This window comes from Hyphobacterium lacteum, assembly GCF_036330345.1.
Classification (GTDB): Bacteria; Pseudomonadota; Alphaproteobacteria; order Caulobacterales; family Maricaulaceae; genus Hyphobacterium; species Hyphobacterium lacteum.
In genome coordinates this window covers 60248-72310 of sequence record NZ_JAZDRP010000005.1, presented here as the reverse complement: position 1 = coordinate 72310, position 12063 = coordinate 60248, and the positions used below count along the sequence as shown (strand labels likewise).

Here is a 12063-nt window from a genome sequence, read left to right as displayed (position 1 = left end):
ACGCCTCAGCCTCCGCGGAGCGCCGCGATATTATCCGCATAGGCGCCCGGCCCGCCCTTGAACACAGCCGTGCCGGCCACCAGCGCCTTTGCCCCCGCATCACGGCATTGGCGCGATGTCTCGGGATTGATGCCGCCATCCACCTCGATGATCACATCAAGTCCGCGTTTCTCGATGAGACCGGCGAGCCGGTCGATCTTCCGCAGCTGGCTGGAAATGAAGCTCTGACCGCCAAATCCCGGATTGACACTCATCACCAGAACCAGGTCGAGCTCGTCAAGGACATAATCGATAACGGATTCCGGCGTGGACGGGTTCAGCGCGGCGCCAGCCTTGCAGCCGGCTGCCTTGATCGCCTGTACCGTCCGGTGAAAGTGCGGCCCGGCTTCCGGATGCGCGGTAATGATGTCGGCACCGGCCTTTGCGAAAGCCTCGATGAAGGGATCCACCGGCGTGATCATGAGATGGCAGTCGAAGGTCTTGGCCGAGTGTGGTTTGAGTGCTTTCACGACGCCCGGTCCGATGGTCACATTGGGCACGTAGTGCCCATCCATGACGTCGATATGGATCCAGTCAGCCCCGGCCGTGTCGATGGCGCGGACCTCTTCTCCCAGTTTCGCAAAATCTGCGGACAGGATGGACGGCGCGATGATCACATTCTGGCTCATGCCAATCGCTTAACAGGGCGCCAATGGCCGCGCAAGCAAGCCATCACGATCCGCCCGATTTCTTCAGCCGTGCAATGAAGAATCCGTCAATTCCGCCCCGTTCCGGCCAGAGGGCGGGTGTCAGGCGTACCGATCCGTTTTCCAGGATGGCGGCTTCAAGCCCCGGCATTTCCTCGGGCCTGATGGGGTCGACTACCAGCGATTCCTGCCTTCTGAGGCCGCTCTCCAGCCAGCGTTCGCCTTCTTCCGGCTGCAGTGAGCAGGTGCAAATCACCAGTCGTCCGCCGGGTTTCAGGAGCCGCGTTGCATTGCGGAATAGCGCGTTCTGGATGGGCTGGAGAGATTGCACATCTTCGGCATTCTTTATCCAGGCGGCATCCGGACGGCGGCGCAGCGTGCCGGTAGCGGAACACGGGGCATCCAGAAGGATGGCATCGAAACTTCCGTCTTCGCCCCAGACCTGACCATCATCCGTGACGCAGCTTGCCTTGAGACCGGTTCGCTCGAGATTTTCTTCAACTTTCTTCATGCGCTTGGGCGAGGCGTCCAGTGCCGTCACGTCGGCACCGGTCGAGGCCAGCTGCATGGTCTTTCCGCCTGGCGCAGCACAAAGATCCAGAACGGTTTCTCCCTTGCGTGCACCGAGCAGTCGCGCCGGAATGGCGGCACCGGCATCCTGTGCCCACCAATGGCCCTCTTCGAAACCGGTCAGCGCGGTGATGTCCCCGATCTCGCGCTTGCGGAGCGTGCCGGTTGGAAGAATTTCCATCCCCAGCTTTTCGGCCCAGTCGCCAGCGGTGTCCGGGTCGCGCAGCGTCAGGTCCAGAGGTGGCGGATTGACGGCTGCCGCCGCAATGCCTTCCAGGGTTTCCGCGCCATAGGCTCGCAACCAGCTTTCCCGCAGCCAGGCCGGCAGATTGGCAGCCAGTGGTGTGGCGTCGGCTACAGCTTTGCCCTGTGTCACGACCTTGCGCAGCACAGCATTGATCAGGCCGGAGAACCGGTCCGTATCGCGCCTGGACTTGGCAAGGTCGACCGCACCCGAAACAGCGGCGTGTGGCTTGGTCCCCAGGAATACCAGCTGTGCAACAGCCGTTTCCAGGATCAGTCTGGCGGGCAGGGCCGCATCCGGGAGCGGGCGCTGCATTAACTTGTTCATGACAGCCCCGATCTGTCCCCGGCGGCGCAGCGTCGTCGCGGATACCAGCCGGGCAAAAGCGCGGTCCCGCGGATCCAGACCGGCAAAATCGGGCGCCTGGATAAGCGCCGTATCCAGCGCCGTGCGGCTGGTCAGAACAAAGGTAAGGGCGGTGACGGCAGCGCGCCGTGCAGGAAGTCCACTTGTCATGGCGGGGCACTAGCACGGAGGCGGTTCGCGCGCTATGTCCCGCTTCATGACGCATCAGAATAATCCACCTGACCACGCCGCTCCACGCAAACCGCTCACCCCGGCAGCGAAACGGGCCCTGGCGGAGGCCGAGGAACGCCGAAAGCAGGATGCGGCGTTGAGCGAAGAAAAACCCAGTGAAATCAATGGCCCGAGAGGGCCCGAGCCGACAAGATATGGCGATTGGGAACGCAAGGGAATCATCTCGGATTTCTGATTCATTCCCGCGGAAAGGGAAACGCCTATCGTCTGGCACGAGTTTGGCATTAGCATTTTGTTAATGAACAAGCTGCTCGCCTCCGCCCTCGCCCTTGCCGCCGCGTCTCCCGTCGTGGCGCAGGATTATGAACGTCTGCTCGGTGGCCGGGATGTCCCGCCCGGCGCCCAGATCCGGTTTGCGGAATGCCCGGCCGGCACCCGCCAGGAAGTCCCGGAACCGGGCGCGGATCCGATCTGCGTCGTCGATCGTTCCAGCGGATCTTCGTCCTATTCCGGTTCATACCGAGATGAATATTCGACCGGATATACCGGAGACTATTCCGGCGGGTATTCGGGCCATTACAATGGCGATGATGGTGGCTACACAGCAAACCGTATTGGCGGCTACATCACCACAGGCCGTCAGTATGTCGGAGCCGGTCCGCGCCCCGATACGGCTGATATCGTTTACAACAGCCCGCGCCCGCCCGGCGGTGCCAATGTGCGCCAGCCGACGTCTGGCCGCTCGGAGTTTTCCGTCGGCCGCCGAACGTCCGGGCGTTATTCGGAGCGCGTCGAGCCGGACACCCGGCGCATGCCGGGACATCCTTGCGTGATCCTTGACCCGGTTCCGACCGAGGCCGAGTGGAATGCGCGCGGGGGCCCTTGCCGGCTGGTGGACATTCCGGACAATCGCCGCCCGCCGCATTACGAACCGCCGCATTACGAGCCGCCGCGTTACACGCCGCCGCGCCATGAGCCCCGTTATGAGCGGCCGCGCTATGTGGTCCGCGAAGACAGCTATTATCGCCGTGAAAGCGAATACACCCGCACCCGTTACGCCCGTGAATGGTATGGCCAGGACGGCCGTTACTGGCGCGAAACGTCCGGTGGCGGCTATGGCGGCGGCCATCATGACAGCTGTGGCTGCCACGACCATCACCATGGTGGCTGTGGTCATGGTGAACGCTATGCCACCCATGATGGCGTGATCTTCCCTGGTGTTGGCGGCCGCTCACCGGTCTATTTCAGCGGCGGCGGTGGTGGCCGGGTAATCATTACCGGTGGCGGTGGTGGCCGCAGTTTCTCGGGTGCCGGTGCAGGAGCCGGTTCGAACTCGGCGTCCAATGCCGCGGCCACGGCGTCGTCCAGCGTCAATGTGAACACCAATGTCAACGTCAATACCGGCGTCCGCTTTAATGGCGGCGGCGGTGGTGGCGGCTATGGCGGCCATGGAGGCGGCGGTGGTTATGGTGGCCATGGCGGCGGAGGCGGCTATGGCGGTCACGGTGGCGGCGGCTATGGCGGAGGCGGTTATCGTGGCGGTGGTTACGGTGGCGGCGGCTATGGCGGCGGCGGTGGTGCCGGTTATGGCGGCGGGGGCTATGGTGGCGGAGGTTATGGCGGCTATTAGACCGCTTCCATCTCCGCAATAATGTCCCGCGCGGCTTCTGCCGGATCTTCAGCCGCATTCACCGGTCGGCCGACCACGAGATGGGTCGAACCCGCTTTCAGCGCATCACCGGGTGTGGCAACCCGCTTCTGATCCCCGGCATCGGCCCCGGCCGGACGGATGCCCGGCGTCACGATCAGAAACCCACCCCCGAAACGTTCCCGGATTTCAGCCGCTTCAAGCGGGCTGGCGACCACGCCATCCATGCCGCAATCCAGCGCCTGTTCCACCCGCCGCATCACCAGGTCCCGGGTGCCAAAGGCATAGCCCATCTCGGTCAGCATGGCGTCGTCATAGGCTGTCAGCACAGTGACGCCGAGCAATTTCAGATCCGGATCATCACCACGCCCGGCGACAGCGGCCCGCATGACGGCGGGCTCGGCATGGACTGTCAGCAGATCGCCGCCGCGCGAGGCAATTGAGCGGGTGGCCTTCTCCACCGTGGCCGGGATGTCATGCAACTTGAAATCGAGGAAGACCTTCTTGCCTGCGGCGCGGAGGCGTTCGTTCAGATCCATGCCACCCACCGGCAGCAGCTGAAGCCCGATCTTGTAGAAGCTCACGGCATCGCCGCAGCGCCGGGTCAGCGCCTCGGCGTCGTCTACACCGGGCAGGTCCAGCGCAACGATCAGCTTGTCCCGGAGGCTCATTCTGCCGACGCCTTTCTGGCTTGAGCCCGCTGCAGGGAACGGCGCGATTGCTGGGCAATCAGCCATTCACCGACAGGATCGGGCAGGATGCGCATCATGGCCGTCATGAATTTGTACCACGCGCCCGGCACGCGGCAGGCGACATTGCGTTCGACAGCATCATAGGCGGAAACGGCAACCTCTTCAGCCGTCAGCATCCAGTAGGACGGCAATTGCGAGATCGACTTCCTGGCCCCGTTCACATCGTGGAATTCCGACCAGGTATAGCCGGGACAAACTGCAGTCGCGTGCACATTCTTGCCGGTCATTTCGGCCTTGATGGCCTGGGCGACCTTGATCAGCAGGCTCTTGGCGCCCGGATAGATGGTGCCGGAAAACCGGGTATGGCCGGTGGCAATCGGCAAAAGCGCCGAAACTGAAGAGACATTGATGATGCGGCCGAAATTGCGCTCTTCCATCCCCGGCAGGACCAGATGGATGAGCTGCAGATAGGCGGTCACCATCAGCTGCAGGAAACGTTCCTGATCGGCCCAACCGGTCTCGGTGAAATAGCCCGGCTGGCCGGCACCGGCATTATTGACCAGGCCATCGACATGACGCCCGGCCTTCTCGATCTCGGCGACGATACGTTCCGGCTCGCCCGGCTTGGCGAGGTCGGCGGCAATGATCAGGCTGTCGACGCCGTTCTGGGCTTTCATTTCCTCGGCCAGCGCCTTCAGCCGGTCCTCGCGGCGGGCGACGAGGGCCAGATCCCAGCCCTTCTTGGCAAAAACCCGGGCCATGGCCTCTCCGATTCCGGATGAGGCGCCGGTGATGAGCACGAGTTTACGGGCCATTGTCTCGCTCCATTGGCGGGAGGGCGTGGATAAACCCTCCGGTTTTCTGATTTCGACTCCTACGACTACTACTACGATGATCGCGCCGCCGTAAGACCGCTTCTCAGGAAGTATAGGGCGATGACCGGAACGGGGGAGAGGCCGGCGTCAAAGCCGGGGATTGGCAAGCCGGTCCCGCCCGCTAGAGTGCCGCAAAAGGAGACCTCATGTCGGCTATCTGGCGAATGATATTGCGTCCATCACTGGCCTATATCGCGGCGGCCATCGTCGCAGGCCTGTCGATTGCGCTGGTTTTCTACGGGCTGTCTCTGGCGGAAGGCGGTGACGAGCTGACGCTGGAAGGGGTGATCTCCTTCCTCGCCGTGTCGATCCTGGTCGGGGCCTATGTTGCGGCCTTTGCGGCGATCCCGGCCTTTGTCCTGATCATGCTGTTCCGGCTGGTGAGACTGCCGCGCGGATGGCTGGACGCCATCGCCGGCGCAGTGATTGGCGCCGGCATGATCCATTTGATGGCCTATGGCGCTTCAGGCGCGGCTGAAGCCCCGAACCTGATCAATCTTCTGTTTGCCGTGGCCGGTGCAGCAGGCGGCTTCACCTACTGGCTTCTGGCCGGGCGGCCAAAGCCGCCCTATAGCCGTCAGGCGGTATAGCCGGCATTCACGACAAAGGTTTTCGGAATGATTTCCGGCTTGGTATGGCGCGGCTCGATGACCCGCAGCACCCGCGCAAAGGCTGCCTTGGGCAGCCAGCCCAGTGAAGGCCGGGCTTCCAGACCGCCCTCATAACCGAATTTGTCACGCAGCCAGGCATTGGTCAGCACGGCATTGGCGCGCATCAGTGCCAGCGGTGTCATGAACTCGATCGAGAGCGAGACATTGAGGTCATTGCCATTCTCGATCCGGTGCGGACCGTTTTGCGGCCAGTGCAACATTTCACCCGGATTGAGATCAAACACCTGTGCGCCCTCGTCCAGCGCTGCCTCATAGGGAATTTCCTCTTCGGTTTTCTCAGCCACAACAGCTTCCAGGTCCTTCGCATGCACGAAAGGTTCTTCACGCGGATAGACCCAGACACGCTTGTGTCCGCGCACATGGAACAGCATCACGCGCGGCACATCGAGATGGTAGAAAACCTTGGCGCCGGGCGAGGAAATCAGAAGGCCAAGATCCTTGCAGAAGGGCATGAAGCCCGGCATGGCGCGCTTCAACTCGCCGAAAATCTGTTCGTTCATTTCATCCAGATAAGCGTCTTTTTTGTTCGACGCGCGCAGATTCAGCCACAGCTTGCCGGCTTTCACAGCCTCCACCAGCTCGGCGCCGGTAATGTCGCCCAGCGTGCCATTGCGCCAGCTCCCGGCGGTATCGCCCATGGAATAGACGCCGATCGCCTCGCGCGGATAGCGGTCCAGCAGGCTGGCCAGCCCTTCATCGGTGAACATCGGATCTTCCGCCAGCGAATGCTTGTGGCACGAGGCGGTGTGGCCAAAAGCCTTGCGCGTGTCCGCATCGAAGGCGTCGGGTGCAAAGACCGTTTGAGCATCATTACGCATGGGCAAGTCTCCCGCGGGACGGCATCGGCACCGTCCGGTAAAGGTGAAGGAAGAAAAGGAAGGCGGCGCTGCCGAAGACGAATTCGGCATACTCCTCGAACAATTCATGCTGTAGCAATACCGCAGCGCTCAGCGTCAGGAGCAGGGCAAACCGGCCCGTCCGCAGCCAGCTGGCAGCGGAACGGAGCAGATAGAAGACAATGAAATCACCCGTCCGCGCCGACCGGTTGATCAGGCCGGCAGCGAACAGCGCTGTCAGCAATGTCGCCCAGCCGATCACGGCATAAACCACGTCATAAAGGCGCGGATCGACCAGATTATGGAGGTTGGTCTCGTTCTGGAGATTGACCTCAGCCAGCGAGTCCGGCGTCGACCAGTGGAAAATCCACTGACCCCAGCTCAGCTCCTCCCCGGCGATGAAGAAACAGGCCAGCGCGATCAGGGCATAGACCGGACGGGCCAGGCCCGTACTGCGCCAGGCCAGCACGACGGACAGGCCGGTGATGCCGGCCAGCGCCAGCACGATGCCGTATTCGGAAACCCCGAAATCGACGGTCTCGGAGGCAAATAGCCATCCGAGAACCTCACCATTCTGATTGTGATAGATGCTCAACAGGGCGCCCGCACCGATGGCCGCGCCCAGCCCCAGGAAGGGCAGGGCGGACAAGGGCTGGCGCAGCCCGTGTGATTGCCGCCAGAACATTCCGAAAAGCGCGAGACCGGCGATCAGGGCGGCGGCCAGGAAGGAAACAAGCGGGCCGATATGCAAGGCAGTGTCGGTCATGTGAGATCAGGCTCCCGGCAGAAGGGCGCGGCCTGCCCCGGCAAGACCGGCCAGGCGGCCGGTCAGTGTGGGTTCGGCGAGAACGATCTGTTCCCAGCGCCGTGCCGCCTTGTTGAAGATGGTATGACCGGTCAGGTGCGGCTGGGCGCGATAGCCGCCATCCGCTGTTACAAGGCCGGAATAGGTTGCGATTTCCGTATTCGCGAATTCCTGTTTGTAGGGCGCATCATCGGCGCCGAGATCATAGCGGCGGATGGTCTCTGCGCTCATCGCCTTCAGAAGGCGGCGGACCAGAAGGTGTCCCGGCGAGTAGGCCGCATAATCCACGTCATAGGCTGCGATCCAGGGATGGAAAATACCGTTCCAGAAGGGGCCGAGCTCGGCCGCGACCGGCTTGCCGCCAGCGCGAAGCGTGACCAGCTGCCCGCCCCAGCTGTCTCCATGGGTCCGCCGGACATCGTCCAGCAGGCCGGCAATCCAGCCAGTCCCCAGAATATTGTGGCGGCCGGTAGCCGCGAACTGGGCAGTTTTCCAGCCCATCAGGGCCGTGTAGGCGCGGTCATCGGCATCGTCGATGACCAGTTCAACCTCGCCCTGCTCTTTTTCCAGCTTGCGGTCGAGGCGGCGGAATTGCTTGGCCCGCGATGGTTTGTGCGCCCGGATCAGGCTGGCCGTATCGCCGGCGCTGATATCGGCCGCGAGCCCGCGGCCGTCTCCGGGAACGCCATAGCCCGGCTTCAGCAGGGCGAAATAACGGAAGCTATCAAGGTCAGCTGCCTTCAGCAGATCGGACATGGCCGCATCAAAGCCCGGCTCGGCGACCCAGCCATGATAATCGGACAGGGCACCACCAATCGGACGGATGCAGCCGCTCGCCGTCTTGTGAACGCCCATATAGGCCTCACGCCCCTGATCATCCCGGGCCACCAGGATACGCACATCGCTCCGGTGACGGGCGACATGAAGGGCAAAATCAGGATGCAGAAGGGGCGATTGGAAACCGGCCGATTCGAGAAGGGTCAGCCAGCGCGCGCGATGCCGCGCAGGCAGCTCGCCAACCTTGATCGTTTCAACCTGGCACATGACGCGCCCCTCCGGAAAACAGGAGCAATGCGTCGCAAGAAATACGCCAGCCTGCGTATATCGCTAGCGCACCAGTCGCGCAGACAGGGAATTGGATTCCGGAACGATATTGCGCAGCTCTTCCGGATAGCCGGCATGGCGCCGGTTGCCCGGATTGATGTCGCCTTCAGGGAAATTGATGAAGACCGTTCCGTCGCCTTCCCAGCTTGCGCCTTCTACGATCCAGACCGTCCAGTCATGCTGGACCTGGCTCATATTATTGTAGGAATTGCTGGCCGCATTGACCCAGATCAGCTTGGCCAGCGGCATGTAGACCACGCCCTCGATATCGATCAGGCTTTCATCGAAGATATTGTCGTCACTGTCATTGAGGCCGAGGATGGCCATGCCTTCATGCGGGCCGGTCGTCGGCGCTGACAGGATGACGGTGGCATCCGTCCAGTCGAAAATCACGTCCTCGGCAAAGACCAGGGTCACGTCGTCGCCGGTGACCCGGGCGCCACTGATGTTGAAATCACCGAACAGATAATAGGTGCCCGGTTGTAGTTGGGCGTTGGTTTCGATGGTAAGGCCACGGCAATAGGTGCCGGGCTCCATCCGGCCGTTGAACCCGCCCTGTCCGTGACGGACGCGGACCGCATCATGATGGGCGTCAGATCCCGGATCATCGCAATCCGCGGCTTCGGCCAGCGCATCGTTGACGATATCATGCCCGAACGGGTCCTGGATCACATAGGCATTCAGGAAGGTTCCCGATGGAATATTGTCGGTTAGCGGACCGTCGCAATGGTCATGATCCACCCCGGCATGGTGTCCGCCGCCCACGGTCTGAACCATGCGGGCATTCAGCACATTGGTGCACGAGTGAAGGTCCACGACATCATCAAGGTCATCGGAATTGCCATAGAACAGGCAGTTGGGCGCCTCGATGCGGACATCGTCATGCATTTCGATCGTGTGTTTCTCGTGTTCGTCCATCGACATCCAGCAAGCATCGCCCCAGGTGCGCGCCGTGGTGGCTGCCGATGTCACCTCGATGTTGAAGCTTGGAATGCCGGCGAGGCCGAGAAACAGGGTGGGCCGCTGCGACGCCGCTGTGGCCGTCAGGACCGGATTGGCGCCGCTTTCATCCCAGGCCCAGCTGACCGTGGGCTCGTAATCCAGCCGGAAGCGCGTAGCTTCGAAAAAGTCTAGCGCTTCCCCCATGCGCTCATCCTGGCTGCCATCATAGGAGACGCCGGCCAGCACCGCCCCGTCGAGCACTTCCTGCAATTCCTGCTCGGTGTTGTGACGTGCCGCGAACTCGATAGCGCCACCGCCCATTGTGACGATCAGAGGGAAAGCCAACGACGCAACCATCGCGACATTGCCCTTTGTGTGGCGGATCAGCCTCTGGATGATATTCATATTCCCGGTCCCGTGGGTTAGCTCAATCGGGAAAATTACAGGATCGCCATTATGCAAGCGTTAATGCCGAGGCAGAAAACCGGCCAGTCTTAACAAGGAATTAAGTCCGGACCGGCTGGCAGGGAAGGCGAATACGCTTGCCGGCCGGTCAGCCGCATGGCTAGACTCGGAAATCGCCGGAGGGACGGAATGCGGGCATTTCTTAAGTGGGCCGGGCTGGCAGGTGCGGTACTGGTCCTTGCCGGGGCCGGGTTTTTCTTCTTTATCCTGCCGCCACGCGTCGACGATGCGATGAATGTTGTCACGCCGCACGCCCCCTATGTCATCTCGCCGGAAGGCCGGGCCCTGCATGACAGTTTACGCGTAGCGGATCTGCATTCCGACCTTCTGCTCTGGTCGCGTGATCCTGTCCGCCGCTATGGCCGCGGGCATACCGATCTGCCGCGCCTGCGCGAAGGTGGTGTCGTGCTGCAGGTCTTCACCTCGGTCACCAAGACGCCATCCAACATGAATTACGAGACCAATGAGGCCACCAGCGATGACATCACCCTGCTGGCGATTGCCCAGCGCTGGCCGGTCGATACCTGGGGTTCGCTCTATAATCGTGCCCGCTTCCATGCCCGCCGCCTGCACCGGGCGGAAGAGCGCTCGGGTGGCGATTTCGTCGTGGTGGAAAGCCGGGCGGACCTTGAGGCCGCGCTGGAGGCGCATGAAACCAATCCGGATCTCGTGGCCGGTATACTCGGTACCGAGGGCGCGCATCCGCTGGAAGGCGATCTTGCCAATATTCCGGGGCTTTATGAGGAGGGCTATCGCGTCATCGGCCTGCAGCACTTCTTTGACAATGAGCTCGGTGGCTCGCTGCACGGCGTGTCCAATGCCGGGCTGACGGATTTCGGCCGCGCCGCCGTGCAGGACATGCTCGACCGGGGCTTCATCATCGACGTCGCGCATTCCTCAGAAGCCGTGGTGCGCGAAGTGCTCGATATGACAGATGCTCCGCTCATTATCTCCCATACCGGTGTGCGCTCGCTGTGCGAGACGCCGCGCAATATTTCCGACGACCTCCTCAACCGGATTGCCGCTCGCGGCGGGTTGATCGGCATCGGCTTCTGGGCCGATGTCACCTGTGATGACAGCCCGCAAGGCATTGCCTGGGCGATACAGCATGCGGTGAATCTGTTCGGCGTGGAGGCTGTGGCGCTGGGCTCGGACTATGACGGCACGATCACCGCGACGCTCGATGCCTCGGAGCTGGCCGCGCTCACCGATGCGCTGCTTGCCACCGGCATGGATGCCGACGAGGTCCGCGCCGTGATGGGCGAAAACCAGATCCGCTTCTTTTTGGAGAATCTGCCGGAGGAGTAAGGGCGTTAGACGGGCGCGCCGGACGCGTGCCGCGTCGCCCGAGCAGGGTAATGACAGAACGTTCTGATCGTCTGATCATGCACCAAACGCGCCCACCCGGCGGGCAGGCGCGTCCCGGTGCATCGCTACTGCCGTGCGTCCATGATAGCGGTGTGAGCAATCAGCCAACGCTCATCGACCCGCGTCAGGACGAGATGGATGTGCGTTCGACGCAATTCCCGTTCCTCAATCACTGACGGACCGCGATTGCCATCAGTGTACAGGTGGATAACGGCCGCGTCATTGCCCAGCAAACGAATGGAAATGGCCTGCATGTTGTCAGCCTCCATCCGGGAAACCCCGGGCGCAAAGTTCGGAAAGAGACGCGTTTCCAGAAAGCGCCCCAGCGAATTGGAGTCTGTGAACATTCTCGCATAGGCGTTGATCCATTCAGTGTCGTCCACATGGAGCGCCATGAGGGCTGGCGTGTCCTCATGGCCCCAGGCGGTCCGGAACGCGTCCAGAAAGCTGTGCAGCTCGGCCCGGCTTTGGGAATTTTCGGCAAGGCCAATTTCACGATAGGCTGGAATCTCGCGGCGTTCCTGGGCGCCCGCCTCGCTTGTCGTGCAGGCCAGGATCAGGATGAACAGGATAGATGACAGGGTCGGTCGCATTTTGATGTCCTTTCGTTTTGAATGCGA

General features: G+C 62.1%; 13 protein-coding genes. 4 read left to right on the top strand and 9 right to left on the bottom strand.

The window, feature by feature from the left end:
* Nucleotides 1-5: 5 nt before the first annotated feature.
* Both rpe and V0U79_RS09245 read right to left on the bottom strand, forming a co-directional pair.
* A complete protein-coding gene (gene rpe / locus V0U79_RS09250) occupies nt 6-668 on the bottom strand; it encodes a ribulose-phosphate 3-epimerase (RefSeq protein WP_330199215.1) in 663 nt (220 codons plus the stop codon).
* Nucleotides 669-711: 43 nt separating this feature from the next.
* Complete coding sequence (locus V0U79_RS09245; RefSeq protein WP_330199214.1) at nt 712-2016, bottom strand: RsmB/NOP family class I SAM-dependent RNA methyltransferase; 1305 nt, start codon at nt 2014-2016, stop codon at nt 712-714.
* A gap of 46 nt (nt 2017-2062) precedes the next feature.
* Between V0U79_RS09245 and V0U79_RS09240 the strand changes: the two genes are divergently transcribed.
* Both V0U79_RS09240 and V0U79_RS09235 read left to right on the top strand, forming a co-directional pair.
* Nucleotides 2063-2272, top strand: a complete 210-nt coding sequence (locus V0U79_RS09240) for a DUF1674 domain-containing protein (RefSeq protein WP_373696464.1) — start codon at nt 2063-2065, stop codon at nt 2270-2272.
* Nucleotides 2273-2335: 63 nt separating this feature from the next.
* Nucleotides 2336-3667, top strand: coding sequence for a hypothetical protein (locus tag V0U79_RS09235; RefSeq protein ID WP_330199212.1), 1332 nt, complete (start codon nt 2336-2338; stop codon nt 3665-3667).
* Here V0U79_RS09235 and pyrF read toward each other — a convergent pair.
* Both pyrF and V0U79_RS09225 read right to left on the bottom strand, forming a co-directional pair.
* Entirely contained in the window at nt 3664-4356 is a 693-nt protein-coding gene (gene pyrF, locus V0U79_RS09230; RefSeq protein WP_330199211.1) for an orotidine-5'-phosphate decarboxylase, read from the bottom strand. The two genes, V0U79_RS09235 and pyrF, sit on opposite strands and share 4 nt — an antisense overlap.
* Nucleotides 4353-5192, bottom strand: a complete 840-nt coding sequence (locus V0U79_RS09225) for an SDR family NAD(P)-dependent oxidoreductase (protein ID WP_330199210.1) — start codon at nt 5190-5192, stop codon at nt 4353-4355. Before V0U79_RS09225 ends, pyrF begins: the two co-directional genes overlap by 4 nt.
* Before the next feature lie 206 nt (nt 5193-5398).
* Between V0U79_RS09225 and V0U79_RS09220 the strand changes: the two genes are divergently transcribed.
* A complete protein-coding gene (locus tag V0U79_RS09220; protein WP_330199209.1) occupies nt 5399-5842 on the top strand; it encodes a hypothetical protein in 444 nt (147 codons plus the stop codon).
* Here V0U79_RS09220 and V0U79_RS09215 read toward each other — a convergent pair.
* The 4 genes from V0U79_RS09215 to V0U79_RS09200 all read right to left on the bottom strand — a co-directional run bounded on the left by V0U79_RS09215 (nt 5830) and on the right by V0U79_RS09200 (nt 10015).
* Nucleotides 5830-6741: a hypothetical protein gene (locus V0U79_RS09215; RefSeq protein WP_330199208.1), complete on the bottom strand. Its 912-nt coding sequence runs from the start codon at nt 6739-6741 to the stop codon at nt 5830-5832. The genes V0U79_RS09220 and V0U79_RS09215 overlap by 13 nt on opposite strands.
* Nucleotides 6734-7525, bottom strand: coding sequence for a hypothetical protein (locus V0U79_RS09210; RefSeq protein WP_330199207.1), 792 nt, complete (start codon nt 7523-7525; stop codon nt 6734-6736). The genes V0U79_RS09215 and V0U79_RS09210 overlap by 8 nt, the downstream gene beginning before the upstream one ends.
* A gap of 6 nt (nt 7526-7531) precedes the next feature.
* Nucleotides 7532-8608, bottom strand: coding sequence for a GNAT family N-acetyltransferase (locus V0U79_RS09205; RefSeq protein ID WP_330199206.1), 1077 nt, complete (start codon nt 8606-8608; stop codon nt 7532-7534).
* Between the two features lie 63 nt (nt 8609-8671).
* Entirely contained in the window at nt 8672-10015 is a 1344-nt protein-coding gene (locus tag V0U79_RS09200; RefSeq protein WP_330199205.1) for a TadE/TadG family type IV pilus assembly protein, read from the bottom strand.
* Between the two features lie 189 nt (nt 10016-10204).
* Here V0U79_RS09200 and V0U79_RS09195 point away from each other — a divergent pair, with 189 nt between their 5' ends.
* Nucleotides 10205-11383 carry a dipeptidase gene (locus tag V0U79_RS09195; protein WP_330199204.1) on the top strand — a complete coding sequence of 393 codons (1179 nt, stop codon included), beginning with the start codon at nt 10205-10207 and terminating at the stop codon, nt 11381-11383.
* A 125-nt stretch (nt 11384-11508) separates the two neighbouring features.
* Here the strand turns inward: V0U79_RS09195 and V0U79_RS09190 are convergent, their stop codons facing one another.
* Nucleotides 11509-12036 carry a hypothetical protein gene (locus V0U79_RS09190; RefSeq protein WP_330199203.1) on the bottom strand — a complete coding sequence of 176 codons (528 nt, stop codon included), beginning with the start codon at nt 12034-12036 and terminating at the stop codon, nt 11509-11511.
* Between the last annotated feature and the right edge of the window lie 27 nt (nt 12037-12063).

Bases quoted from the DNA above. Each gene is read 5' to 3' on its own strand.
- V0U79_RS09245 (WP_330199214.1), bottom strand. From the start codon at position 2,016: ATGACAAGTGGACTTCCTGCACGGCGCGCTGCCGTCACCGCCCTTACC.
- pyrF (WP_330199211.1), bottom strand. From the start codon at position 4,356: ATGAGCCTCCGGGACAAGCTGATCGTTGCGCTGGACCTGCCCGGTGTA.
- V0U79_RS09235 (WP_330199212.1), top strand. From the start codon at position 2,336: ATGAACAAGCTGCTCGCCTCCGCCCTCGCCCTTGCCGCCGCGTCTCCC.
- V0U79_RS09220 (WP_330199209.1), top strand. From the start codon at position 5,399: ATGTCGGCTATCTGGCGAATGATATTGCGTCCATCACTGGCCTATATC.
- V0U79_RS09215 (WP_330199208.1), bottom strand. From the start codon at position 6,741: ATGCGTAATGATGCTCAAACGGTCTTTGCACCCGACGCCTTCGATGCG.
- V0U79_RS09205 (WP_330199206.1), bottom strand. From the start codon at position 8,608: ATGTGCCAGGTTGAAACGATCAAGGTTGGCGAGCTGCCTGCGCGGCAT.
- V0U79_RS09200 (WP_330199205.1), bottom strand. From the start codon at position 10,015: ATGAATATCATCCAGAGGCTGATCCGCCACACAAAGGGCAATGTCGCG.
- V0U79_RS09225 (WP_330199210.1), bottom strand. From the start codon at position 5,192: ATGGCCCGTAAACTCGTGCTCATCACCGGCGCCTCATCCGGAATCGGA.
- V0U79_RS09210 (WP_330199207.1), bottom strand. From the start codon at position 7,525: ATGACCGACACTGCCTTGCATATCGGCCCGCTTGTTTCCTTCCTGGCC.
- V0U79_RS09240 (WP_373696464.1), top strand. From the start codon at position 2,063: ATGACGCATCAGAATAATCCACCTGACCACGCCGCTCCACGCAAACCG.
- V0U79_RS09190 (WP_330199203.1), bottom strand. From the start codon at position 12,036: ATGCGACCGACCCTGTCATCTATCCTGTTCATCCTGATCCTGGCCTGC.
- V0U79_RS09195 (WP_330199204.1), top strand. From the start codon at position 10,205: ATGCGGGCATTTCTTAAGTGGGCCGGGCTGGCAGGTGCGGTACTGGTC.
- rpe (WP_330199215.1), bottom strand. From the start codon at position 668: ATGAGCCAGAATGTGATCATCGCGCCGTCCATCCTGTCCGCAGATTTT.